The sequence below is a fragment of the Gluconacetobacter brunescens genome (assembly GCF_048695475.1).
In the GTDB taxonomy this organism is placed as follows: Bacteria; Pseudomonadota; Alphaproteobacteria; order Acetobacterales; family Acetobacteraceae; genus Gluconacetobacter.
Genome location: NZ_JBLHEN010000001.1, coordinates 868,045 through 892,597, shown reverse-complemented (window position 1 = coordinate 892,597; position 24,553 = coordinate 868,045). Strand labels below are relative to the sequence as shown.

Below are 24,553 nucleotides of genomic sequence, written 5' to 3'. Positions count from 1 at the left end.
TTGAAAGTTCCGACGACGTCCTGCCGTGAAACGTCATTTCGGCTTCTTGGGTGGGCTCTTCCGTGGGGTTCTGCCGCGGGATGACCGGGGAGGCGTCTTTTGGGGGGGAGCCATGATACTCATCATAAGGGCCATGAGTTCTTCGTCGGAACCCTCGGGCGTTTCATCATCCATCGTGGGATAGCCCATAAGACGTGGCGCGAGAGTCTGATCGAAAATCGCGAACATGATGGGAATTTTCTGTAGTGGCTGGCCCCGGGTGATTTCGCGGGCCGTGATCGCAAAGGAATGCGAGAGAGGATCCTTGCGATCTTTCAGGAGCAGGGCCGTGCGCGCGATGACGGTGGCCCAGAAATTCCGTTGTGTTTCAAGCCGCTTCCATAGCGCCTTCGCGCGGGCCTCGGTGGACTCGGCGCCATCGAATATGGCGTCATTGTCCTCGAACCAACTGGCGATGACGGGATAGCAGGCCGCCCAGTCCTCACTGGCGGCAACAAGTGTCTCGCATTCTTCCTCGTCGAGGGATGCGAGGGCGCCTTCGGGATCATAGCAGTCGAGCAATGTCTGGACGGATGCGTCATGCGTCGGGCGAAGCGCGGTCATGGCGCACGCATCCACGATATCGACCAGGCCGGGCGCCGGATATGCAGCGTTCTTGAGGCCGTCGGCCAATGCGATGCCCAGGACGGTGTGGAGGTAATCCGGCGAGACGTCGCCTTCTTCGCCCGGCCCCGAAATCTGTTGCAGGATGCCGCGCTGTTCCGCCGCGCCGGCGCAAGGGGCGATGTAAGCGTCCTTGACGCCGAATCCCTGCTTGAGCAGGACCAGGGCGATGGATCGTGCCCGCCCTTTCTGAAGCGCGATCCCGAGACTTTGGGCGCCTGCGCCGTCAATGGGGCTGGAGACGCATCCCACGACGCGGTAAGGCGGCACGGTTTCCTGATCGGGGGAAATGCCGGACCGGATGGCGTTCCTGACCAGAGTGTCCAGGCGCCGTCGAGCGGATTTATCGACGATCCACGTTCTGAGGACCGCAAGGCGACCGAGGGCCTGCGCGCTGAGGAGGCCGGCGGCCAGCCGATCGCCCAGGCCCTCGATCGCGCCGCTTCTGACCGGTTCGGAGGAATCGAGAAGCCATGCGCAGGCCAGCGGCTCGAAACGCCTGTCGGGATTGGCCGCGGCCAGTCTGCACATCATGCGTCTGCCGACCACCGGAATTCCGGGAAGAACTTCCGCGAATGTCTGATGCAGCATCGAGGGATCATCGCCGACGGTGGTGATCACCTCATCGAGAATAGCCGCGAACGCTGCTTCAGGATGCGCGTCGTCGCCAATGGAAAGCGCGGATGTCTCCTCGATGACCGCGTGTTCGTCGGGCGCGAGGTCTTCGGGAACCGGTACGCCCGCCCGCACATAGCATCGGGTGATCGCGATGCTGCCGCTGAGGGTGACCGCATTTTCCCCGGACAGGGTGCCGAGATGCCGGGATACGGCGTCCAGGCACTCACGACCGAAACGCTGGCCGTTTTCCTGCGCCATGCGCGCCTGGTCGAGCGTCATCGTCAGAAGCTCGCAGAGGTCGTCTTCCGGATCGGACCCGGTTGCCGTGGAGGCGATCGCCCGCGCGAGTGCCCGGACATTCTGGGGATCCATGGCAAGTGCCCGTGCCGCTTCCACCTTCATGTCATGAAACAGGCAGTCTGCATCCGATGCCGCCAGGGAGGCCGGAGCTGCGCTGGATTTCTTTTTCTTCACGATGTTTCCTCGCGGCTGGCGGCAGGCGCTTTTTCCTGGAAATCTATCCCCGACGATCCCATCGGCAAGACTCTATGAGGCCGGTCCCGGCGGGGTCAACCATACTGCGCAGGCAGCGGGCACGGGCGGTCTGGCGCTTTCCATGGCGGATGTGCGTACCGTTGATTAAGGTGGGGCACGGCAACCCATGCCGTCGCGCAGGGGGGCTCATGTCCGGTCTTGATCGTATTGGTCTGGCCCTTCCGCTGATTCAGGCGCCGATGGCGGGTGTTTCCACGCCCGCCATGGCGGCGGCGGTGTCGGAGGCGGGTGGCCTTGGGTCCATCGGTGTCGGCGCGGTCGATGTGGCCGGCGCGCGGGGTATGATCGCCGAGATCAGGGAACGGACGGATCGTCCTTTCAACGTGAACCTGTTCGTGCATCCCGCACCATGTCGCGATCCGGCGCGGGAGGATGGATGGCGGGGATGGCTCGCGCCGCTGTTCGCCGCGTTTGATCGGCCGGTCCCGACGGCATTGCGCGTGCCCTATAAAAGCTTTGCCGACGATCCCGAGATGCTGGACATGCTGTGTGCGGTTCGTCCGCCGGTCGTCAGTTTCCATTTCGGCATTCCTTCGGCGGGGATCGTCGCGGCGCTGCGGGCGACAGGTGCGCTTCTGCTCGCCACCGTGACCAGCCTCGACGAGGCGCGGGCGGCCGAGGCGGCCGGCATGGATGCCGTTGTCGCGCAGGGGATCGAGGCGGGGGGCCATCGCGGGATGTTCGATCCTGCCGCGCCGGACGATGGGTTGGGCATCTTTGCGCTGACGCGGCTGCTGGTCCGGCAGGGTCGCTGCCCGGTGGTCGCCGCCGGTGGGATCATGGATGGCGCGGGCATCGCCGCCGCGCTCGATCTGGGCGCGGTGGCGGTCCAGATGGGAACGGCTTTTATCCTATGTCCGGAATCCGCCGCCGATGCGGCCTATCGTGCGGCGCTGACGGGGCCGGGGGCCTTTCATACGCGGATGACCAGCCTGATTTCCGGCCGGCCCGCGCGGGCGCTGGCGAACCGCTTTACGGCTCTGGCCGACGTGGGGGATGTACCGACCCCGCCGGATTATCCTGTCGCCTACGATGCGGGGAAGGCGCTCCATGCCGCCGCTAAGGCTTGTGGAGAATACGGGTTCGGCGCCCAGTGGGCCGGGCAGGGGGCGCCCCTGGCCCGATCCATGCCGGCGGCGCAACTGGTCGCCTGTCTGCGGGAGGAACTGGTGGCCGCCCGCGCGATGTCGGCGCCGTTGCAGGAGCGGCGATAGCAGCGGGTCCTTCCCAGGAGCCCTATGTGACGAGCAGGTGGGGCACGATGGGCGAGGCATGGCGGATGACGGCATCGGGGCTCTCGCGTACCGTCAACCCGGCGAAATGGCTGCCGACGATCCATGCCCCGATGGAGGCGGTGACGCCGTCGATGCGATGATCGGCATAGTGCTGGTAGATGCGGGGATAATCGCCGTAAGTGCCGGGCTCCAGCGCCAGAGTTTCCGTGCCGGAGACGATGCGGATATTCTCGCCGCCGCGCGCGTGGATGGGCTTTTCGACGTAGCGCTCCATGCCTTCGGGCGTCCAGGCGGCGGGCAGCAACAGCGGGTGGCCGGGATGGCGTTGCCAGAGCGCGGGCAGGAGCGCCTTGTTGGAGAGCAGCGCCGTCCAGGGCGGGTTGAGGAATCGGCAGCCGCATCGGCGCAGGTGGCGGGCGCCCGCGTCGCGGAACATCAGCTCCCACGGATACATGCGGATCATGGAGCGGATGATACGGCCGCGATGCAGCAATCGGCCGTCGGTGCTGATCTCCAGGTCGCGCAATTCGCAATGCACCGCCTCCAGACCGGCCTGCCGCGCCCAGTCGGCATAGTAGCGGGCATGGACCGCGTCCTCTCGATTGTCGGGATAGGGCACGACGTGGACGACATCCTCCACCTGGCCCTGGGCGCGGAGGGCCATCAGGTGGTTGACCAGTGCGGCTTCGCTGAGCGCGCGGTCGGTTCCGGCGGGGTGTGTCGCGCGCCGCCATGCTGCCTGCATGCGCGTGCTTTCCGGCAGGGTGGCCGGTGTATCGGCATTATATTCGATCAGTTTCGGCTGCCCGTCCCGCCACGCGAAATCGAAGCGGCCGATCAGGAAGGCATCGCGGCGTTCCCAGGAATCGCGCACCACCGGCTGCATTGCTTCGGGAATGCGGAATTCGTCCAGGCCGCGCCGCGTGCGGACGGCTTTGTCCACCAGGTCGAGGCACATGCGGTGCAGGGTCTCGGCCGCGCGGCGCAGGGTTTCGGCGGCGGCCGGTGTGATGGCGTAATACGCATCTTCCCGCCAGGCGAAGCTGCCGTCATCGTTGCGGTAATAAGTGTAGCCGATGGCGTCGGCATCGCCTTGCCAGTCGGGGCGTGGGGGGCACGCGATGCGCCGGACACCGGGGAGCATGGGGATACGGTGGTTATTCGCCGCCGCCGCCATGGCCGGCGGCGCTGGCGCCGAAACCGGCATGGCCCGCCGATTCCGCCTCGCCGCCGCTGCCGCCCGCGCGGCCGGAGCGCGGTGCGTCGTCATCGTCGCGGCCGCGGTTGCCAGTGGGGGTGAAGAATGCTCCCCCGCCGGAGGCATGGTACGCATGGTGTTGGCGGGGATCGCATTCCTCCGGCTTGCGGTTCTGTGGATCGCCCGGCCGGGTGCCGGCCGCCACGGCGGGATGGCCCTGCGCGTCCTGACGGCAGGCCTGGTCGTCCGCCTGGTGGCTGGAGCCGATCAGGAACGATGTCGCGCCGGCGACCCCCATCGCTCCGGCGGCGGCGACAAGAATGGTTGTCCTGGGTTTGGTCATTGAAAAGATCCTGACAGGTGCCGATCCGTCACGCGCGCGCTCATTCGGGCGCCACGGCGCGGGTGGCGAGCGTGCGCATGCCGTCGGAAATCCGGTCGCGCAACTGGCGTAGCTGCGTTTCCTGCGTGCGGGTGCGCTCGACGGCCAGGCGGTCGTTCTCCGCCATTTCGGCCAGTGCCTGCGTCACCTTGTCGGCGGCCTGCGACAGGGCTTCGATCTGGCGCGGATCGACCCCGCGCTGGGCGGCCGTGGTGCGCGCGGCTTCCAGCGCGCCGTCGGCCACCAGGCCCAGCACCTGGCGATCGGCCTCGTTGAGCTTGTCGCGGGCGGCGGCGGCATGGCGATTGTCGACCTGCCCCACGGCGACGGCGCAGGCGGCCTTGAGGTTGGGAATGGTCTTGGTCAGCGCCGAATGCAGCGCCACGATCCGGGCTTCGGCGGCCTCGCGCGTGCTCTTGAGCATCGGCACGGTCAGGGCCGCGCGCATCAGGCCCTCGCGCTGTTCGGCGAGGTGCCCGGCAAAATTGGCCAGCCGGCCGCGCAGTTCCATGACCTCGGCCGCATCCACCGGGTCGTTGGTTGCCAGCGCGTGGCGGCGCAGGCTCTCGGCCTCCTGCTGGCCACGTTCCAGGGCGAGCTGGCCGGCGGCGATGTCGATATTCAGTTCGCGTACCGCGTGGCGCAGGGCCTGGTACATCGATTCGAAATTCTCGATATTGCGCTTGAGGTCCGCGATGGTGGTGCGGGCTTTGGCTTCCTGCTGGTCCATCAGGGTGGTGAAGCGTTTGCGGTTTTCGGCAAAGCCGGACAGCGCGTCCTTTGCGCCGCCAACCAGTCCGCCCAGGCGGGCCAGCAGGCCGCCGGGCCGCGCGCCTTCGCCGCTGGCGATCTTGCGCAGGTCGCCGATGCGCAGGATCTTCACCCCGTCCAGCACCGAGGCCGCGATGTCGCCCACGGCGTCGGACTGGCCCAGGGTGCGGCCGGCCAGCATGCGGTCGGCGATCTCCGCAAGCTGGGTCAGCGCGCCGTTACCGTGTTCGAGCAGGGTGTTGAGATCGTGGAAATTCACTGCGTCCGCGCGCCGATGGGCCTCGGCGACCATGTCGGGTGGCAGCCTGTCCAGTTCCACCAGCCGGGCGAAGGCTGCCATCGGCTGGTGCAGCGGGCCTTCCGGAGCCGCTGCGGGTGGCGGTGCCGAGGTTTCGGTGGGCAGGGCAGGCGGTGTGGGTTCGTCCTCGGCATACAGGGCGCTGAGATCGAGGGGCTTGTCCTTGTCGGCGTCGTTTTCCGGCGGCATTTCAGATATCCAGCGACAGGGTCAGGGTGGGGGCGAGGTCGAAATCGGGGTCGGGCTGGCCGGTGTCGAGCATGGCGGTTCCGACCGCCAGGAATTCGACGATATGGTCGCCCCAGACATGGGATTCCTCTTGCAGGCGCGTGCCGATGATCTCGTTGGCGCCGCTGGCGGCGGCGTGGGCGGTCATGCGCTCCATCGCGGCCTCGCGGGCCGTGTAGTAGGCTTGGGTGAACAGGTTCAGTTCCACGCACTGGCCGGTCTGGCGCAGCGTGGTCAGCAGGCTGCGCCGGGGAATATGCTGGACGCAGCAGCCGACGACCAGATCCAGCGGCCGGCGGCCGGCCTTGAGCGCCAGGGCGAAATCCTGGCCGGACAGGTCGGACGTGAAGGGGCGCCCGTCGGGGCGGCGGTAGCCGGGATGCCCGTCCTGGTGGACGATGGCGGTGCCGAAGGCGCGGAATTCCAGCATGCCGGAATCGGCAAGCTGCGCGATTTCCAGCCGCGTGCCGACGATTCCGTCCGCGCCCAGCGCCTCGGCTTCGGCGCGCATGATCTCGACCGCCTTTTCGCGTGCGCCATACATGGCGCCGGTGATGTCCGTCAGTTCGTAGGCGCTGTTATTGAGCTGGAAATTCGCCTGGACCTTCCAGATGCTGTTGCCCATGCACAGGCCGAGCGCGCGGAAGCCCGCATGTTCGACCACCAGCAGCTCACGGACGCTGAAATCGGAGGTGACGACCCCGCCCTGCCGGGCATGGGCCGCCATGAAGCCGGTGGGCGCGGTCGCGGACGGGCCGTCGCCGGCGGACGTGGCATCCGGGGCGGTGGGTGTCTGGTTCCAGCCTGGCGGGCTGGCGGCGGGGTGGCCGGGACCGCCAGCCGCCGGGAAGCCCGGCATTCCATCGAAAATGCCCATACGTTGTGGTCTTTCTTCGCTAGCTGAACAGGTCGCCGATATTGCCGAGCAGGTCGCCGACGGCGCCGGTCGCGTCGGTGGCCCCGGTTTCGATGGCCGCGCCGATGATCGCGGCCGCGCCCGCCAGACGTTCTTCGCCCGTCAGTTCCACCGCCGTATTGAGCAGTTCGATGTTCTCGGTGAGCTCGGCGCCCTCTTCTCCGGTTTCAATCTTGTTCTCGATCCCGGCGAAGAGCGGGCGGTGCCCGGCGATCCGCGCGGCGTGATCGTCGAGCGCGGCCAGAAAGGCGGGGGTGAGCGGGACCGTGCCGGGCTGCCGCCGGTAGCCCAATTGGGTGATTGCGGCGCGCAGGCGGCAGGACGTGATGATCCCGTTGCTGGTTTCCACCGAAATGGAGACGATTTCATCATGGGCCAGCGCGCCGGTCCAGAAGGCGCGCAAGGGATCGTCGGCCAGGCGGGCCAGCGCCGCGTCGCGTGCCTGGCGTTTCCATTGACCGAGCAGGGGTGTCTCGCCTCCGCTCCAGGGGGCCAGTGCTGCGTCGTAGCGAAGCGGGACATCGACGGTTTCGATCGCGCCGACCGAAAAGCCGATCGGCACGAGGCCCATGCGCATGGCCAGGGCGAAGGTGGTGGCGTTCCACGGCACGCAGGGCAACGCCGGGCCGGCGTCGAGGCCCGGAACCACCACCGCGTCGCCATGCAGCAGGAAGCCCAGTGTGCCGCCACCGCCCGCCAGCCGATAACGCAGGTTCAGCACGGCATTGGCCCCGCGTGACAGGGCGGCGGCGCGCAGGCGGAACATGGCCACGCGCCAGCCCTGCTCATGCACCGTTGCCCAATGCGACTGGCCGAGGGAAAAGCCGGTCTTCCACCATGCCTCGGCATGGACGCTGCCCAGCGCGCGCGTGGCGGTTCCGGCGAGGCCCTGGCGGATCGAGCCCAGCCGCACGATCGGGGGCGGGCGGCCGTCGAGACGGGTGAAGGCGTTGCCGGTCGGTTGGGCGCCGGAGGCGGGAGGGAAGGACGGGATGGCGTTCGCCGGAGCCGGCCCGGCGGTGCGCGCGGATCTGCCGCCGCCCAGGAATCCGAGGAGGCGCCGCAATGTCATCCGGACCAGCGTGTGGCGTGTGCCAGGGCGTCGCCTTCGCCGGAGACGGTGCCGCCCAGCGCACGGACCTGTTCCATGAGGGTGGTGATCCATTCGCGTAGCGGCAGGATTTGGCGGCTGAGGGCCACGCCCCGGACCTCGTGGACGATGCTGGCCTCGATATCCGCGCCGGTGCGGGCCAGGCGGAACAGATATGTGGCCAGGCGGATATCCAGCCCGTCGATGGTTTCGGTCTTGCGGAAAAGCCCGCGCCTGCTGCGCGATACGGTCGTCTGGCGTGGCAGGGCCTGCTCGCAGAGATGCGCGAACCGATCGAGGAAACGATCCCGTTCGGCTTCCGCTTCACGGATCAGCGCAGCCACGTCGTCGAAGGAGTCGGTCATTGTCCGCGCCCACCTCCTCGTGCGTCATGCAACGGGCGGTGTTACGTTTCGTTAAAAAAACGGGCGCGTCAAGGATGGATCGTGGGCTTCGTCAACGGGATGGAGGAAGGCAGGTGGGGGTGGTTCCCGCCCGCGAGAGCTTCTCAGCGCGTCTGCTGGATTGCCGAGAGCAGCCAGCCGCCGCCGCGTGAGGGGCGCATGAAGGTCCAGAGTTCGGTGATGGTGACCCGTTCGGTCGAGCTGCCGTCGATGACGCGGCCGGTCATGTCGGTGGTGATGTCGACCATCGAGTAGCGCATGGCCACGGTGGCGTAGTCGAACCCGTTCTCGCTCCATGCCTCGGACAGGTCGCCATGTTCGAAGCGGACGTCCGAGACGACGTTGCGGGCGCCACGGCTGGCCAGGTCGGAAAGCTGGGCGTTGAAATAGCCCACCATTTCCGGCGTTGCCATATGTTGCAGGGCCGGCAGGTTCTGCTGGCTCCAGGCGGCCTGGATATCCATCAGCAGGCGCTGGAAGGCACGGTAATCGTCCGGGGTGATCGTCACCTGGGTCGACGCCGCCGAGGGGCCGGCCTGGCCGTATGACGGGGGGGCGGCGATGGGGGCACCCTGGCGGGCGCCACCGCTGAAGCGGCGCACCAGCCAGCCGATCAGCAGGCCCAGCAGCAGAAGCTGGATCAGCAGGCCGAAGAAGCTGCCGCCGCCGGTCAGGCCGCCGGCGATGCCGTGGCCGAACAGCACGCCGAACAGCCCGGCGCCCAGCATGCCGCCCAGGAAGCCGCTGGCGAACGGGTGCGGCCGCGCGGCATAGGGCGAGCCGTATGGGGCGCCGTAGGGCGAACGCGGATAGGAGGACGGCCCGTTGGCGTAGCCGCCGGACGAGGGCTGGGTAATCGAGCGCTGCATCGGCGACGCGCCGTACGGCGAGGTCTGGGTGGGCGCGGGCGCGCTGTAGGTGCGCGAGCCGCGGCTGCCCATCGAATAGCCGCCGCCGGGACGGGCATCGGCGCCATGCGGCAGGAGGGGCAGGACGGCCAGGGCGGCGCCGAGGAGCAGAATGCCGGAACGGCGGGCGTTGCGGACGGGCTGGTTCGGTTTGGTCATTGCTCTGTCCATATCCTGTCGCGAAGGGCGGCGTTCAAGAGCCGGCGATCATCATATCGTCGATGCGGATCGTGGGCGCATTGATGCCACGACGGAATACCAGGTCGTTCGCCAGCATCAGGCGGGCGAACATATCGTTCAGGTTTCCGGCGATGGTCAGTTCCGCGACCGGTTCTGCCAGCGTGCCGCCCCGGATCATGAAGCCGGAGGCGCCCCGGCTGTAATCGCCGGTCAGCCCGTTGATGGCCGAACCCATCAGTTCGGTCACGTAGATGCCTTCCTGGATGTCGGCCATCAGTTCCGCCGGGGTGGGGGCGCCGGGGCGGGCATACAGGCTGCCCAATGACGCGCTGCCGCCACGGCTGGCCCGGCCGTTGCCCTTCAGGCCCAGTTGCCGGGCACTGCGGGAATCCAGCGCCCAGTTGGTCAGCACGCCGCCTTGTACGATCACCAGTTCGCCGCAGCGGACGCCTTCGCCGTCGAACGGGCGGGACGACAGGCCGCGCGGCCGCGTGGGGTCGTCGAGGATATCGACGCCTTCGGGCAAAATCCGCTGGCCCATTTTTTCTTTCAGGAACGACGTGCCGCGTGCGATGGCGCTGCCATTGACGGCCCCGGCCAGATGGCCCAGCAGGCTGGACGACACGCGCGGATCGTAGACGATCGGCAGGCTGCCCGTGCGCGGACGGGTGGGGTTGAGGCGAGCCACCGCCTTTTCGCCGGCGCTGCGCCCGGTCGTGGCGGCATCGGCCAGGTCGGACAGATGCACGGTGGCATCGTAATCGTAATCGCGCTGCATGCCGGTGCCCTCGCCGGCCAGCACGCTGACGGACACGGAATGGCTGCTGCGGGCGTAGCGGCCGGAGAAGCCGGCCGAGGTCATCAGCACGATATCGGCCAGGCCGAAACTGGCCGAGCCGCCGCTGCTGTTGGTTACGCCCGCCACCGCCAGCGCCGCCTCTTCGGCCGCGCGGGCGCGGTCGATCAGGGCTGCCGTGTCGGGGCGGGCCGTATCCAGCAGGTCCAGCCCGGCGGCATCGACGAAGCCATGCTCGGCCTGGGGGGACAGGCCGGCATAGGGGTCCTCGGGCAGGACGCGCGCCATGGCCAGGGCCTGGTCGACCAGCGCGTCGAAGCGCGCGGGGTCGAGGCTGGTGGCCGAGACGGTGGCGGATTGCCGGCCGAGGAACACGCGCAGGCTGAGATCGCATGTCTCCGACCGTTCCAGATCCTCGGTCTTGCCGTTGCGGATCTGCACACCGTGCGCCGTGTGCGCCGAATAGGCGGCGTCCACCGCGTCGGCGCCGGCGGCGCGGGCCTTGGCGATCAGGGTGCCGATCTGGTCCAGCGGGTCGGTACTCATGCTGCCAGCGCCTCGGCGATCGACCCCAAGGTGGGGATGTTCTGTACCGGGCCCAGCGATGCCAGCGTGGGGGTGCCCCGGAATACGCGGGCGGCGACGCGCTTGACGTCGTCGATCGTGACCTTGTTGACCAGGCTCACCGTTTCGGCCGTGGGTACCAGGCGGCCGAAGACCTGCAACTGGCGGGCCAGTTGCTCGCACCGGCTGCCGGTGCTTTCCAGCGACATCAGGAGCGAGGACTTCAACTGCGCCCGCGCGCGGTCCAGTTCGTCCTGCCCGACCTGAAGCTGCACCTTGCGCAGTTCCTCCAGTGTGACGGGCACCAGTTCGCTGGCCTGGTCGGCGCCGGTGCCGGCATAGATGCCGAACAGGCCGCCATCGCGGAACGGGGCGTTGAAGGAATAGACCGAATAGACCAGCCCGCGCTTCTCGCGGATTTCCTGGAACAGGCGCGACGACATGCCGCCGCCCAGCAGGGTGGAGAGCAGCAGGACCGGGTAGTAGTCCGGATCGCCGTAGCCGACCGAGGGGAAGCCAAGCACGACATGGGCCTGGTCCAGATCCTTCTCGCGCCGGAATTCGCCGCCGGCATAGCGGGAGTCGAAGCTGGCGGGGCTGCCCAGCGTCGGCAGGTCGCGGAAATGGCGCTCGGCCAGGGCCACGACGTCTTCATGGTGCAGGTTGCCGGCCGCCGCGACCACGGTGTTCGCGGTCGTGTAATGGCCGCGCATGTAGCGCATCAGGGTCTCGCGGCTCATGTCGCGGATCAGCGCTTCGGTGCCGAGCGTGGGGCGGCCCATCGGTTGCTCGGGGAAGGCGGTTTCCTGGAAATGGTCGAAGATGATGTCGTCGGGCGTGTCGTTGGCCTGGCCGATTTCCTGCAGGATCACGCCGCGCTCGCGCTCGACTTCCTCGGACGCGAAGCTGCTGTGGGTCAGGATATCGCCGATGATGTCGGCGCCCAGGGCGAGGTCTTCCTTCAGCAGCTTGACGTAATAGGCGGTGTGCTCGCGCGCCGTGTAGGCGTTGATGTGGCCGCCGACATTCTCGATTTCCTCGGCGATGCCGGCGGCGCTGCGGCGCTCGGTGCCCTTGAAGGCCATATGTTCGAGGAAATGCGAGACGCCGTTTTCCTCGGCGTGCTCATGGCAGGTGCCGGCGGCGACATAGGCGCCGAGCGACACGGTTTCGACCCTGTCCATGCGCTCGGTGACCACGGTGAGGCCGGAAGGGAGGCGGGTAACATTGATCTGGTCGGTCATCAGGGTCCTGCGTGACGGTCCGGCCGGCGGGGCCGGACGTCCGGAGAAAGGGGAGGTAAAGGCGTCAGCTATTCTTCATTGCCGCCGCGCGAACGCGGTCTTCCACCGCATCCAGTTGGTTGGGCACGACATCATAACGCTCCGGCCGGTCGAACAGATCCGCCAGATGGGGCGGAAGGGCGGGCCGGATACCGACCGCCTGTACCATCGCGTCGGGGAATTTGGCCGGATGGGCGGTTGCCATCGCCACCATCGGGATGCCGGGCTCGCGGAACATCCGGCCGGCGGCGATGCCGATGGCGCTATGCGGGTCCGCCAGATACTGGCTGGAGCGGTACAGGTTACGGATTTCGGTCTTCGTGTCCTCGTCTTCAAGGGCGAGGGCGTGGAACAGGCCCGATGCCTGGCGCCAGACCGCATCGGGGACGCTCATGCGGCCGGTGCGGCGGAAATCGGTGACGGTGCGCGCGCAGGCCTCGGCGTCGCGGTTCAGCAGTTCGAACAGCAGGCGCTCGAAATTCGAAGAGACCTGGATATCCATCGATGGCGACAGGCTGGGCACGACCTCGCGCGCGGTCATGTCGTTGTCGCGCAGGAAGCGGGTCAGGATGTCGTTGCGGTTCGAGCCCACGCAGAGCGCGCGGACCGGCAGGCCCATGCGGCGGGCGGCCCAGGCGGCGAGGATATTGCCGAAATTGCCGGTCGGCACGGCGAACGAGACCTCGCGGTCGGGCGCGCCGAGATTGAGCGCGGCGTAGACGTAATAGGGGATCTGGGCCGCGATGCGGGCCCAGTTGATCGAATTGACCGCCGAGAGCCCCATCTCCTGCCGGAAGGGGGCATCGGCGAACATCGCCTTCACCAGGTCCTGGCAATCGTCGAACGTGCCCTGGACGGCGAGGTTGGTCACGTTGGGTTCCAGCACCGTGGTCATCTGCCGACGCTGGACGTCCGACGTGCGACCCTCGGGGTGAAGGATGACGATCCGCACCCGCTCGCGCCCGCGGCAGGCCTCGATCGCGGCTGAGCCGGTATCGCCCGAGGTGGCGCCCACGATGGTGACGCGGGCGTCGCGCTCGGTCAGCACATGGTCGAACAGGCGGCCCAGAAGCTGCATCGCCATGTCCTTGAAGGCGAGCGTGGGGCCATGGAACAGTTCCTGGACGAACAGCCCGTCTTCGACTTGGACCAGCGGCACGATGGCGGCGTGGTCGAACCCGGCATAGGAGTCACGGCACAGGCGCAGCAGCACGTCGGGCGCGATGCAGCCGGCGGTGAAGGGCGCGATGATCCGCGCCGCCAGCTCGGGATAGGGCAGGCCGCGCAGGGCCCGCCATTCCTCGGCGGTGAGGACCGGCCAGCTTTCCGGCAGGTAGAGGCCGCCATCCTCGGCGAGACCGGCCATGAGAACCGAGGAGAAATCGCGGACGGGGGCCTGTCCCCGGGTCGAAACGTAGCGCATGCCCCCTTCATACCGCCAAGCGGGCGCCACGCGAAGGGGTTGCGTCAGCGTACGGGTGCGGGAAGGGCGGCGGTGTCGATGCGGTAGATCGTCAGCGGCCATTGCACCGCCATCTGCCCATGATTGAAACGGGGCGTGCGGTCGAGCTGCGCGGTGGGAACATAAAGCTGCCCGGTTGCCGTGATGGTGGGGGTTGCCGGCCAGCGCAGGCGGGGATCGACGACGATGCGCTGATAGATGCGCCCGGCGGTGAAGCGGAAGATGCTGCCGGTCGAAATGTCGTCGAAATACAGCGTGCCGTCGCGGGCGACCGTCATGCCGCCCAGGGGCGGGGTCTTGTACCAGAGCGTCGGGCTGTCATCGAGTTCGAAGCTGGTGATGGTGGTATCGGTCAGTAGGTCGGTGCCGAGCCGGTAAAGCGGGCCGCCTGGAGACTGATAGTATAGCCATTGCCCGTCGGGGCTGATTTCGATCTCGTTCGCGTTGACGATTGCGGTGTGGCCGGTCGTGTCCTGCATCACGCGGCCGTCCATCGTGATCGGGTGCTGGGCGGTCAGGGACGGGTTATGGTCCATCAGGCGCCGCTGGGTGCCGTGCTCCAGATTGATGACGATCAGGCCGGGCACGCCGGAATCGAGGATGAAGGCATGGCCCTTGCCGACCCGGACGCCCGCGACATGGCTGCCGGGGCGGAGTACCGCGGGGTCGATGGTCCAGCTTTGGGTCACGCTGGCGGTGTGGGTGTCGAGCTTGACCAGTTTGGCGGGGGCGATGGCGTGGTCAGTGCTGTCGAAACCGCTATCCAGCACCCATAGCGTGCCGTCATCGGCCAGTTGAATGCTCTCGGCCGAGACGAGGCGCTTCTCCGGCGCGGTGGCGGGGGCGTTCCATTGGGTATCGGGATAGGGGTGGGTCGTGCCGTCCGTGTCGTGCAGCGCCAGGGTGGGGCCGGGGGCGCCGGTCCAGGCCGGGGCGTCGAGGATCATGCGGCCGTCGGGCAGGACCACCAGGGCGGTCCAGACCTGACTGGTCGATTCGGCCACGGCGGTCATCGGGGCGGACGGGTTGAGCGGCGGCGCGGGCTTGGCGGCCAGGGCCGGCATGGCGGCGGAGAGGATCGAGACGGCCAGCGCGGCCGGGATCACGCGGGACGGGAGGGTGCGGGTGCGGAACATCGGCGCCATGTCGCCACGATCGGCCGCCGAAGGCAACCGGCCGGGCGGTATGGCCGCCATCCCCGTTCGGCTGGTGTTACGGTGTGCCGCAATAGCGTTCGCGCAGATGGGCGCGATAGGCATCGGTGGAGGGCGGTGCGCCGGTGGCGGCCGCCACGATCCCGGCGGTGGAGAGCCGGCTGGCCTGCCCATGCACATGCACGCGCAGCCAGGTGACCAGCGGGGCGAAATCGCCGCGTGCGATGCCCTGTGCGATGGCGGGGTCGGCGTCGAACGCCGCCTTGCGCAGTTGCGCGGCCAGGATGGCGCCCAGCGTGTAGGTGGGGAAGTAGCCCCAGGCGCCGGACGGCCAGTGGATATCCTGCAGGCAGCCCAGACGGTCGTTCGGCACCTCCAGCCCCAGCAGGTCGCGGATGCCGGCATTGAAGGCTTCCGGCAGGTCGCGCAGGGGCAGGGAACCGTCGATCAGCGCGGTCTCCAGCTCGTAGCGGACCAGTACGTGGGCGGGGTAGGTGATTTCGTCGGCATCGACGCGGATGAAGCCGGGTTTGACCTGCGTGACCGTGCGGTACAGCGCGTCGGCCGACCAGCCGGCATCGGTTTCGGCGGCGCCGAAGGTTTTGCGCAGCACGGGGGCGATCCAGTCGATGAAGGGCCGCGAGCGCGCGATCTGCATTTCCATCAGCAGCGACTGGCTTTCATGCAGGCTCATGCCCCGGGACTGGCCGACGGGCAGGGTGTGCCATTCCGCCGGCAGGCCCTGTTCGTAGAGCGCGTGTCCGGTCTCGTGGACCACGCCCATCAGGGCGGAGAGGAAATCCTCGTCGTCGTAACGGGTGGTGATGCGGACATCGTCCTCGGCGCCGCCGCAGAAGGGGTGGATGCTGACATCCAGGCGGCCGCGCGCCATGTCGAACCCCAGCGCGGTCATGATCTGCCGGCCCAGGGCTTCCTGCCGCGCGACGGGGAAGGGGCCGGACGGGGTGACGATCGGCGGCAGGGTGGCCTGGTGGGCCTGGGCTTCGGCGATCAGGCCGGGGAGGTCGCGGCGCAGTTCGGCGAAGACCGGGTCGATATCGGTGCGGCGGGTGCCGGGATCGTACTGGTCCAGCAGCGCGTCATAGGGGGAAAGGCCCAGCGCCGCGCCCTTGACGATGGCCAGTTCGCGCGTGCGCTCCAGCACGTCGGACAGCAGGGGGAGCAGGGCGGCGAAATCGCCGTCGCGGCGGGCCGTGCGCCATGCGACCTCGCATCGTGACGCGGCGCGGGACGAGGCTTCGACGAGTTCGGCGGGCACCGAGGCGGCGTGCAGCCAGGCGCGCCGCATTTCATGCAGGTTCGCGGCTTCCCACGTGCCGGCGGGGGCTTCCGCCCGCTCCAGCAGTTCGCCGATGCGCGGGTCGGTCAGCATGTCGTGGCACAGGACGCTGAGGGTGGCGATGCTGTCGGCGCGGCTGTCGGCGGCGCCCGAGGGCATCATCACGTCCTTGTCCCATCCCAGGATGCCCAGCGCGTTGCGGATGCGCCCGATACGGGCGAAATGGCTGGTCAGGTCCTGGTAAGCGCTTTGTGGCATGGTCTCTCTTCTTGCGAACGGGACGGGCTGCCGCACTGTGGGCGATGGCGGCCGGCGGATGCAACCGGGACGAATGGAATGGACGGACGACAGGACAGAGCGGCCCAAGCGATGAGGCTGCTGGCGGATGGCGACCGTGAGGGCGCGACGTCGTTGCTGCGGGCGGCGTTGGCCGAGGCGCCGGATGACCCGGATAGTCTGCATGGCATGGCCTGTGTGGCCCGTGCGTCGGGCCGGGCGGACCTGGCGATCGGGCTGGCAGGGCGGGCGATCGCGATCCTGCCGGCCGCGCATTTTCATATTACACTGGGCTGCGCATTGCACGAACAGGGACATCTGGAGCCCGCGCGTGCTGCCCTGCATGTGGCGACCCTGCGCGAGCCGCGTGATCCACGGGCGCATGCCGCGCTGGCGGCGGTGTTGGGGGAGATCGGGCGCTGGGCCGAGGCCGAAGAGAGCCTGCGCGCCGCGTTGGCACTGCGTCCGGCGGATACGGCGTTGCTGCTGGATTGGGGGCGGGCTGCCATTCTGGCCGGCGGGGCTGACGTTGCGCCTCGATTGGCGGCGGGGCGGTTTGTCGTGGAGGATGCCGGGCGGCTGCATGAACTGGCCGGGCTGCTGTCGGAACGGGGCCGGCATGGGCAGGCGGAGATGCTCTATCGGAGGGTGCGGGATCTGTGCCCGGAGCAGGGCGCCGCGTGGGCCAATCATGGGGCCGTGCTGTTTGCGTTGAACCGGCATGAGGAAGCGCTGGCGGCGCTGGAGCAGGCTGACCGGCTGGCGCCGGATGTGGCCGAGACGTTGAACAATCTGGGGCTGGTGCTGATGGCGCTGGGGCATCTGGCACGGGCGGGTGAGGCGCTGGCGCGGGCACGGCGTGCCGCGCCGGACGATGTGCGGATCGCCATCAACGAGGCGACCATCCTTGGCGATCTGGGGGAGGATGGGGCGGCCGAGCGCCTGCTGCGTGGTGTGCTGGCGGACCCGGTTGCGGCAGGGGGTGTGGAGGGGGCGCGGGCAGGGTTCAATCTGGGAACGCTGTTGCTGGCACGGGGTGATCTGGCGGAAGGGTGGCGGGCTTTCGAGGCGCGCACCCATCTTCTGCCGGAGACGCGCTGGCCGGATATTTTGCCCTGGGATGGATCGGCGCTGCCGCGTGGCCGGTTGCTGCTGCATGCCGAGCAGGGGATCGGCGATGCGATCCAGTTCCTGCGTTATCTGCCGCTCTGTTTGCGTCGGGTTGGGGTGGTGCTGGTGTTGCCTCCCTCGTTGCATCGGCTGGCGCGGACCATGCCCGATCCGGAGGGATTGATCGCGTCGCGCTGCACACTGCTGTTGCCCGGTGTGCCGGTGCCCGATGATGTGGTGGCCCGCTGTGGGCTGCTCAGTCTGCCGTTTCTGCTGGAGGTGGCTGAGGTGCCGCCTTTTGTGCCCTATCTGCTGCCGTGCGGGTTCGAAAGGACGGGTTCTCGGGTTGGGTTGTGCTGGGCGGGCAATCCGGCGTTTCGTTTCGATCGTCGGCGGTCGATTGCGCCTGCGATGCTGGCGCCGTTGGGCGCGGTCGCGGGTTTGTCCTTCGTCAGTCTTCAGCACGGGGCGGTTGCCGAGGATCGGCCGTTTGCGATGGAGGCCGCCGCCATGGGGGCCTGGCTGGAGACCGCGCAGGTGATCGCCGGGCTGGATCTGGTGATTACGGTCGATACCGCGATTGCCCATCTGGCCGGGGCGATGGGGCGGCCGGTCTGGCTGCTGAACCGGTTTGGCGGTGACTGGCGGTGGTCGGCCGCGTTCGACCGGGTGGCGCCGCCGCGCTGGGGGAACGGGACCAGCCGGTGGTATCCGTCGCTGGAGCAGTTCAGGCAGAGCGTGCCCGAGGCGCCCGATGAGGCGTGGCGGGAACCGGTGCTGGCGTTGCGCGGTGCGTTGGAGCGATGGCGGGATCGGGATCTGTGAAGGTTGGGATAATTTCTCAATTTTTCATGAAGGTGCGCAGGCGGAGATAGCTGAAGAGGCTCAGTGCGGCTGTGGCCGATATCATCCAGCCCGGGATCAGCGGATTGCCGCTGATGGCGATCAGCCAGGTGACGGCGGGTTGGGTCAGGCCGCCGAATATGGACACCGCGAGCGCGTAGATGATGCCGAACAGAAAGGAGCGGCTGTGTGGTGGCAGGGCGTCCAGCAGGATTTTCCACAGGCTGGTCATCACGAAGCCGGAAAGCGCGAACATGGACACGTTCAGTGTCAGTTGGCTGGCCAGGCCGGGATCGTGGATGGCGTAGGAATAGACGAATGGCGAGAGGATGCCCATCAGGACGGTCACGAAGATGACCATGCCGGACGGGTGCGGATGGCGGGCGATGAACGCCATGCTGGCCAGGACGCTGAGTGAGCCGGCGGCCAGGCCGGCTGTCATCGCGGCCATGCCGGTTGCCGGCGGGAGATGGAGCACCGATACCGCGTAGCTGACGCCGAAGGTGCGCAGATAGGTGGAGACGGTTCCGCTGACGATGCCGAGGAAGACGAACAGGATGACCTTGCGCACCGCACGCCGTTCCTCGGGGGAGGGCGGCGTGGCCGGGCGGCGGGGCGTGATGGCGTGGCCGGCGGCGGCGAGGCGGCGGATGAACAGGCCCGCCGGAACGATGACGAGCCCGAAGGCGAAGGGGACCCGCCAGCCCCAGGCGAAGAGGGCATCGTGCGACATGCCGAGCGACAGGACGAGGCCCAGCAGGACGGCGAGCAGGCTGCCGAGGAGCTGCGTCATGTACTGGAGCGTGCTGTAGACGCCGCCGAGGCCGCCGGGGGCGGCTGAATAGAGCAGTTCGGTCGCCGGCCCGACCTCGCCGCCATCGGAAAAACCCTGGAGAATTCGGGCGAGAATGATGATGATCGGTGCCGTGATGCCGATGGCGGCGGCCGGTGGGGTTGCGGCGATCAGGAACGAGCCGAACCCCATCATGCCGAATGTCAGCATCAGGGCCGCATGCTGTCCGTGGGCCCTGGCGAATCGCCCGATGACGACGGCGCCCAGTGGCCGCATGACGAAGCCGACGGCGAACGTCATCAGCGCATACAGCAGGTTCATCAGGTTGCCGCTGCCGCTGGGGAAGAACGCATGGCCGATCATGGGCGCGAAGAACGCATAAGCCATGAAATTGTAGAATTCGAGAAAATTGCCGGCGCAGGCGGCGCCGATCAGAACGCCTGCCCGGGCGTGGCCCGTATTCTCCGCCATCGGTGCGTCTCTCCGTTCTGTTCCGGCCGACCGGTGGCCTGGGCGCCACGGTATATTGCCGGTTCTGGAACGTTATGGAAACGGTTCGATGGGTGAGGGCCCGGCACGATGCGGATATCGTGCCGGGGGTTGCCGATCAGGGGGTGTGGATCAGCTTGTGGTTGACGAATTCGGTGATGCCGAATTCCGACAGTTCGCGGCCGTAGCCCGAATTGCCGATGCCGCCGAAGGGCAGGTCGGGGGCGGTGCCGGTGACGTCGTTGACGAAGACCATGCCGGTCTCGATCTTTTCGGCCACCTTGCGGCCGCGCGCGATGTCGCTGGTATGCACCGAGCCGCCGAGCCCATAGGGCGAATCATTGGCCAGGGCGATGGCCTCTTCCTCGCTGCCGACAGGATAGATGGTGGCGACCGGGCCGAAGATCTCTTCGTAGAAGGTCGGATTGTCCTTTGTGACGTCCTTCAGGATCGCGGCCTTCATGAAGAAGCCTTCGCGCTCGAGTTGCTTGCCGCCGGTCACGAGGGTTGCGCCGTGCTTCACCGCCTTGTCGACCTGCGAGATCGCGCGCTTCATGGCGTCTTCGCTGCTCATCGGGCCGTGGGTCACGCCCTGTTCCAGCGGGTCGCCATAGCGGAATTCGCCGATGGCCTTTTCCAGGCGGATGGTGAATTCGTCGACCAGCGAATCATGGACGATCATCCGCTTGGCGGCGGTGCAGACCTGGCCGTTATTCCACATCCGCCCCGCGACCGCGTTGGGGATGACCTGATCGAGGTCGGCGTCATCGAGCACGATGAAGGCGTCGGCGCCGCCCAGTTCCATCGTGCTTTTCTTGAGCGCGCGCCCGGCCTGGGCCGCCACCGCGCTGCCGGCGCGTTCGCTGCCCGTCAGGGCGACGCCGCGGACTTCCGGACGGGCGATCAGCGTCTCGGACTGGTCGTTGGTGATGAACAGGTTGGTGTAGGCGCCGGCCGGGGCGCCGGCCTCGCGGAACAGGGCCTCGAAGGCTTCGGCGCATTGCGGCACGCCCGGCGCGTGCTTCACCATGACGACATTGCCGGCCATCAGGTTGGGGGCGGCGACGCGCGCGAGCTGGTAGTAGGGAAAATTCCAGGGCTCGACGCAATAGATCACGCCCAGCGACTGGCTCAGCACCGTGGCGTTGCCCTTCGCGACGTCCAGCTTCATCGGGGCGAGGAAATGTTCCGCCTTTTCGGCGTAGTAGGCCAGGATGTCGGCCGAGAGTTCGATCTCGCCGATGGCTTCGGGAAGGATCTTGCCCATTTCGATGGAAATCAGGCGCGCGTGCTTTTCCTTGTCGCGGCGCAGGATGTCGGCGGCCTTCTGGACGATGGCGCGGCGTTCGGCGAAGGAACGGTGCCGCCAGTCATCCTTCCACAGCGTGTGGGCCGTCTCCAGCTTCGCGACGACCTCCCGATCGCTGTGCAGGTCGAAGGTTTTCTCGGTCTTGCCGGTCGCGGGGTTGATCGTGCGATACATGCTCATCGGTCTGTCCTTCCTGGACGGTCTCAACACACACTTTTTCAGGTGGGGGCGCGCGGCGTGGATAACCAGAGCGCGATCGCGAAGGCGTGATCATCCTGACGGAAAGGAGTCCGGTGCAGCCGGTTCAGGGCGTGTTCGCGGGGGCCGTCTTGCCGAATTTTTCGACCCGCCAGTGAAAAGCCGCCTGCAGGTCCGCGATATGGTGGCGGGTGAGGGCTTCCATGCAGGCCAGACGGGCCGGTGGGCCGCCCGAGCCTCCGGAGAAGGAATGATATTCGGTATCGCAGAACGCGTCGCGATAGGCGGTCCATGCGCGCTCGGTCCGGCCGAGTTCCATTCGGGTCTGGTCGGTTACCGCGTCGGCAATCTGCCGGTAGGTGGATTCACGTTGAAGATCGGCCTGCTTTTCGGCCGCCGCGAGACAGGTGGCCAAGGCATAAGTCTGCGCAATATCGCGGCATGGCGCGTCGGCGGCGTTCATGTGCTGCGCGTGGGCGGAGGGAGCCCCGCCCGATAGCGCCAGCAGGAAGATGGCGCGGAGTCCTGGTATTTTCCGCATGTGTGACGGTGGGGTTGCCATCGTCACGCGCACGGACGCCGTCAGATGGACAGGGTTTCGACGGGGGGAACCTCGGCGTCGCTGGTGGCGGCTTCCTCGGCCTGGCGCAGGCCCTGGATCAGGGCCTCGCGGATTTCCGTCAGGCGGCGTTCGTCGGTGATCTTCAGGCCGAACAGGTCCTTGACGTAGAAGACATCGACCGCGCGCACGCCGTAGGTGGTGATGTGGGCCGAGGCGATCTGCAATTTGTGGTCGCTGATCGCCTGGGTGACGTCATGCAGCAGGCCGGGGCGGTCGCGGCCGTTGACCTCGATGACCGTGTAGCTGTTCGAGGCGCGGTTATCGATGACCACGCGCGGCGGCACGTGAATGGCGCGCATGCGCCGCCCGTATCGCATGCGGCCGATGCCGCCGATCTCGCGCGCGATGTCCGTCCGGCCGGACAGGGTCTGTTCGACCAATGTGGAGAGGCGGGCGAGCTGGTGCGGTTCCTCGAACGCTTCGCCGCTGGCGTCCTGGATCCAGAACGTGTCCAGCGCCATGCCGTTGATCAGGGTGTGGATGCGCGCATCGACGATCGAGGCGCCGGCGATGGCGAGGGCGCCCGCGATGCGCGAGAACAGGCCGGGATGGTCGGCGGTGTAGATGGTGACTTCGGTGACGCCGCGTGTCGGCAGGGGCTGGGTTTCGACCGTCAGCGGAGACTCGCGGCGTTCGGATTCGCGGATCAGCAGCGCGTGGCGGGCGTGGGTGTCCTGGTCGAAGGACAGCCAGTAGCTGCCATAGCCCATGCCGAGGAACTGCTCGGTCTCCTCGGCAGAGAAGCCGTCTTCCTCCAGGATCTCGCCGACGGCTTCCTTGGCGCGGGCCACGCGCACGTCGCGCTCGGTGGTGGCCAGGCCGCCTTCCAGCACCTCGGCCACGCGCATGTACAGCTCGTGCAGCAGGGTGGCCTTCCAGGCGTTCCAGACGCGCGGGCTGACGGCGCGCATGTCCACGATGGTGAGCAGCAGCAGCAGGCGCAGCCGTTCGGGCGACTGGATGGTGTCCGCGAGGTCCAGGATGGTCTTCGGGTCGTCGATATCGCGCTGGAAGGCGGTCTGGCTGAGCAGCAGGTGGTGCAGCACCAGCCACGAGACGGTCTCGGTCTCCTCGCCGGTCAGGCCCATTTCGGGGCAGACTTCCAGCGCGATCTCCGACCCCAGCTCGGAATGGTCGCCGCCGCGGCCCTTGGCGATGTCGTGCAGCAGGATAGCCATGTACAGCGCGCGGCGGGACTGGAGATTGCGGGCCAGGTCGTAGGCCAGCGGGATCTCGTCGGCCATCGCGCCGTGTTCGATCCGGCCGAAGATGCGGATGGCCTCGATCGTGTGCTCGTCGACCGTGAAGACGTGGTAGGTGTCGAACTGCATCTGGCCGACGATGCGCGACCAGTCGGGCATCAGCCGGCCCATGATGCCGGTCTCGTTCAGGATGTGCAGCCAGTAGGCGTTGCCCTGGCGCCGGTCCTCGGCGGTGGCGTGGAAGCTGGGGGCTTCCTCGCGCGGCGTGGCGTCTGCCGTGGCGGCGGGGAGGCGGGGGGCGCGTTCGGGCGGGGCGCCGCACAGCAGGTCGAGGAAGATCCGCGCCGCTTCGGGATTGCCGCGCAGGCTGGCGGCCCGGCGCTCCCAGCGGATCAGCTTGTGCATGGCCATGGGATGGATGGGCAGCTTGCGCGTGCGGGCCCATTCCAGCAGGCGCATCATCTGGATCGGCTCGGCATCGAAGGAGGTGCCGCGTTCGGGCAGGATCTGGCCGTCCAGTACCGTGAAGCCGGCGTCGCGCATCGCGGTGTCGGCCTGGGGCGCGTTGGCGGTCGGGCCCAGCGCCTGGCGCATCACCGCCGGTTCCAGCACATGGGTGAGGCGCATGACCTCGCGCACCGTCAGGAAATAATGGCGCATGAAGCGCTCCACCCCGACCTGGCGGCCGTGGCGGGTGTAGCCCATGCGGGCGCCGACCACGGGCTGGACGTCGAAGGTCAGCCGTTCCTCGGCGCGGCCCGAGATGTAGTGCAGGTGCAGCCGCACGCTCCACAGGAAGTTCCATGAGCGGCGGGCGCGCTTGGCTTCCTGCTCGGTCAGCAGGCCCAGGCTGCTGAAGCCGGGGGCCAGCAGGTCCGACACATGGCGGGTGCCGAAGGTGTAGCGGCACATCCAGTACAGGGTTTGCAGGTCGCGCAGGCCGCCGCGCCCTTCCTTGACGTTGGGTTCCACCAGGTAGGGGCTGTCGCCGAAGCGGTGGTGGCGGGCCGTGCGTTCGCGGCGCTTGTCGGTGATGAAGCGGGCGGCCCCGGCCTCGACGCAGGCGACGATATAGCGGGCCTCGAACATCGCGAACAATGCGTCGTCACCGGCCAGCAGGCGGGCGTCGAGCAGGGTGGTGCGGACGGTGGTGTCGGCCTCGGCCTCGGCGATGCATTGGGGGATCGAGCGGGTGGCGTGGCCGACCTTCAGCCCCAGGTCCCAGAGGAAATACAGGATATATTCGACGACGCGGCTGACATCGGCCGAGGGCTCGTCCGGTGTGAGGAACAGCAGGTCGATATCGCTGAAGGGGGCCAGCATGCCGCGCCCGTAGCCGCCGGTCGCCGCCACCGCGAGGATCGGCCGCCCGGTATCGGGCGCGAAATCCAGCGCGTGCTCCATGGTGAAATCGACCAGGGTGCGGATCATGCCGTCGGTGTATTGCGCCAGTTGCTTGGCGGCGGAGGCGCCGTGGAGGCGATGGGCCTCGAACTCCTCGCGCACCGACGCCTGGAAGCGGGCCAGATGCCGGCGGAACAGGCCGATCGCCACCTCGCGCGGGACGGCATCCCCCGTTTCCGGTGACAGGAGGGAGGCCGCGAGGCTTCGGGTCAGGTCCCTGACGGACAGGGAAGGAGAAGACAGAGTCGGCATCGCGGCGTAATCGGTTTCCTGAAAATGTTTACGGCCGGACGTCCGCCCGG

General features: G+C 67.9%; 19 protein-coding genes. 2 read left to right on the top strand and 17 right to left on the bottom strand.

Annotated features, from left to right (window positions below):
• Positions 1-33: 33 nt before the first annotated feature.
• Complete coding sequence (locus tag ACMAUO_RS03875; RefSeq protein ID WP_420355667.1) at positions 34-1,755, bottom strand: Y4lR C-terminal helical domain-containing protein; 1,722 nt, start codon at positions 1,753-1,755, stop codon at positions 34-36.
• A 209-nt stretch (positions 1,756-1,964) separates the two neighbouring features.
• Between ACMAUO_RS03875 and ACMAUO_RS03870 the strand changes: the two genes are divergently transcribed.
• A complete protein-coding gene (locus ACMAUO_RS03870) occupies positions 1,965-3,050 on the top strand; it encodes an NAD(P)H-dependent flavin oxidoreductase (protein WP_420355666.1) in 1,086 nt (361 codons plus the stop codon).
• A gap of 22 nt (positions 3,051-3,072) precedes the next feature.
• Here the strand turns inward: ACMAUO_RS03870 and ACMAUO_RS03865 are convergent, their stop codons facing one another.
• From ACMAUO_RS03865 to ACMAUO_RS03810, 12 genes are all read right to left on the bottom strand, one after another.
• Positions 3,073-4,278, bottom strand: coding sequence for a glutathionylspermidine synthase family protein (locus ACMAUO_RS03865; protein WP_420355665.1), 1,206 nt, complete (start codon positions 4,276-4,278; stop codon positions 3,073-3,075).
• Positions 4,229-4,612: a hypothetical protein gene (locus ACMAUO_RS03860; protein ID WP_420355664.1), complete on the bottom strand. Its 384-nt coding sequence runs from the start codon at positions 4,610-4,612 to the stop codon at positions 4,229-4,231. Before ACMAUO_RS03860 ends, ACMAUO_RS03865 begins: the two co-directional genes overlap by 50 nt.
• 40 nt (positions 4,613-4,652) lie before the next feature.
• The gene (locus ACMAUO_RS03855; RefSeq protein ID WP_420355663.1) at positions 4,653-5,909 is read right to left on the bottom strand and encodes a toxic anion resistance protein; all 1,257 of its coding nucleotides are present in this window, start codon (positions 5,907-5,909) and stop codon (positions 4,653-4,655) included.
• A gap of 1 nt (position 5,910) precedes the next feature.
• Entirely contained in the window at positions 5,911-6,825 is a 915-nt protein-coding gene (locus ACMAUO_RS03850) for a heavy metal-binding domain-containing protein (RefSeq protein ID WP_420355662.1), read from the bottom strand.
• Positions 6,826-6,844: 19 nt separating this feature from the next.
• A complete protein-coding gene (locus ACMAUO_RS03845; protein ID WP_420355661.1) occupies positions 6,845-7,930 on the bottom strand; it encodes a hypothetical protein in 1,086 nt (361 codons plus the stop codon).
• Between the two features lie 2 nt (positions 7,931-7,932).
• Positions 7,933-8,319: a hypothetical protein gene (locus ACMAUO_RS03840; RefSeq protein WP_420355660.1), complete on the bottom strand. Its 387-nt coding sequence runs from the start codon at positions 8,317-8,319 to the stop codon at positions 7,933-7,935.
• Between the two features lie 143 nt (positions 8,320-8,462).
• Positions 8,463-9,425, bottom strand: coding sequence for a Tim44 domain-containing protein (locus ACMAUO_RS03835; protein WP_420355659.1), 963 nt, complete (start codon positions 9,423-9,425; stop codon positions 8,463-8,465).
• Between the two features lie 34 nt (positions 9,426-9,459).
• A complete protein-coding gene (locus tag ACMAUO_RS03830; RefSeq protein ID WP_420355658.1) occupies positions 9,460-10,788 on the bottom strand; it encodes a TldD/PmbA family protein in 1,329 nt (442 codons plus the stop codon).
• On the bottom strand, positions 10,785-12,050 hold the full coding sequence (locus ACMAUO_RS03825; RefSeq protein ID WP_420355657.1) for a M16 family metallopeptidase: 1,266 nt from the start codon (positions 12,048-12,050) through the stop codon (positions 10,785-10,787). The genes ACMAUO_RS03830 and ACMAUO_RS03825 overlap by 4 nt, the downstream gene beginning before the upstream one ends.
• A 64-nt stretch (positions 12,051-12,114) precedes the next feature.
• The gene (gene thrC, locus ACMAUO_RS03820; protein WP_420355656.1) at positions 12,115-13,512 is read right to left on the bottom strand and encodes a threonine synthase; all 1,398 of its coding nucleotides are present in this window, start codon (positions 13,510-13,512) and stop codon (positions 12,115-12,117) included.
• 44 nt (positions 13,513-13,556) lie between these two features.
• Positions 13,557-14,747 (bottom strand): L-dopachrome tautomerase-related protein, encoded by a 1,191-nt coding sequence (locus ACMAUO_RS03815; protein ID WP_420355655.1) that lies wholly within the window; start codon positions 14,745-14,747, stop codon positions 13,557-13,559.
• A gap of 16 nt (positions 14,748-14,763) precedes the next feature.
• Positions 14,764-16,263, bottom strand: coding sequence for a carboxypeptidase M32 (locus tag ACMAUO_RS03810; RefSeq protein WP_420355654.1), 1,500 nt, complete (start codon positions 16,261-16,263; stop codon positions 14,764-14,766).
• Positions 16,264-16,374: 111 nt separating this feature from the next.
• Between ACMAUO_RS03810 and ACMAUO_RS03805 the strand changes: the two genes are divergently transcribed.
• Positions 16,375-18,216, top strand: a complete 1,842-nt coding sequence (locus ACMAUO_RS03805) for a tetratricopeptide repeat protein (protein WP_420355653.1) — start codon at positions 16,375-16,377, stop codon at positions 18,214-18,216.
• 16 nt (positions 18,217-18,232) lie between these two features.
• Here the strand turns inward: ACMAUO_RS03805 and ACMAUO_RS03800 are convergent, their stop codons facing one another.
• The 4 genes from ACMAUO_RS03800 to ACMAUO_RS03785 all read right to left on the bottom strand — a co-directional run bounded on the left by ACMAUO_RS03800 (position 18,233) and on the right by ACMAUO_RS03785 (position 24,503).
• The gene (locus ACMAUO_RS03800) at positions 18,233-19,498 is read right to left on the bottom strand and encodes an MFS transporter (protein WP_420355652.1); all 1,266 of its coding nucleotides are present in this window, start codon (positions 19,496-19,498) and stop codon (positions 18,233-18,235) included.
• A gap of 136 nt (positions 19,499-19,634) precedes the next feature.
• On the bottom strand, positions 19,635-21,005 hold the full coding sequence (locus ACMAUO_RS03795) for an NAD-dependent succinate-semialdehyde dehydrogenase (protein WP_420355651.1): 1,371 nt from the start codon (positions 21,003-21,005) through the stop codon (positions 19,635-19,637).
• Positions 21,006-21,129: 124 nt separating this feature from the next.
• Positions 21,130-21,564, bottom strand: a complete 435-nt coding sequence (locus ACMAUO_RS03790; protein ID WP_420355650.1) for a lysozyme inhibitor LprI family protein — start codon at positions 21,562-21,564, stop codon at positions 21,130-21,132.
• Between the two features lie 41 nt (positions 21,565-21,605).
• Positions 21,606-24,503 (bottom strand): [protein-PII] uridylyltransferase, encoded by a 2,898-nt coding sequence (locus ACMAUO_RS03785; protein WP_420355649.1) that lies wholly within the window; start codon positions 24,501-24,503, stop codon positions 21,606-21,608.
• Positions 24,504-24,553 lie beyond the last annotated feature (50 nt).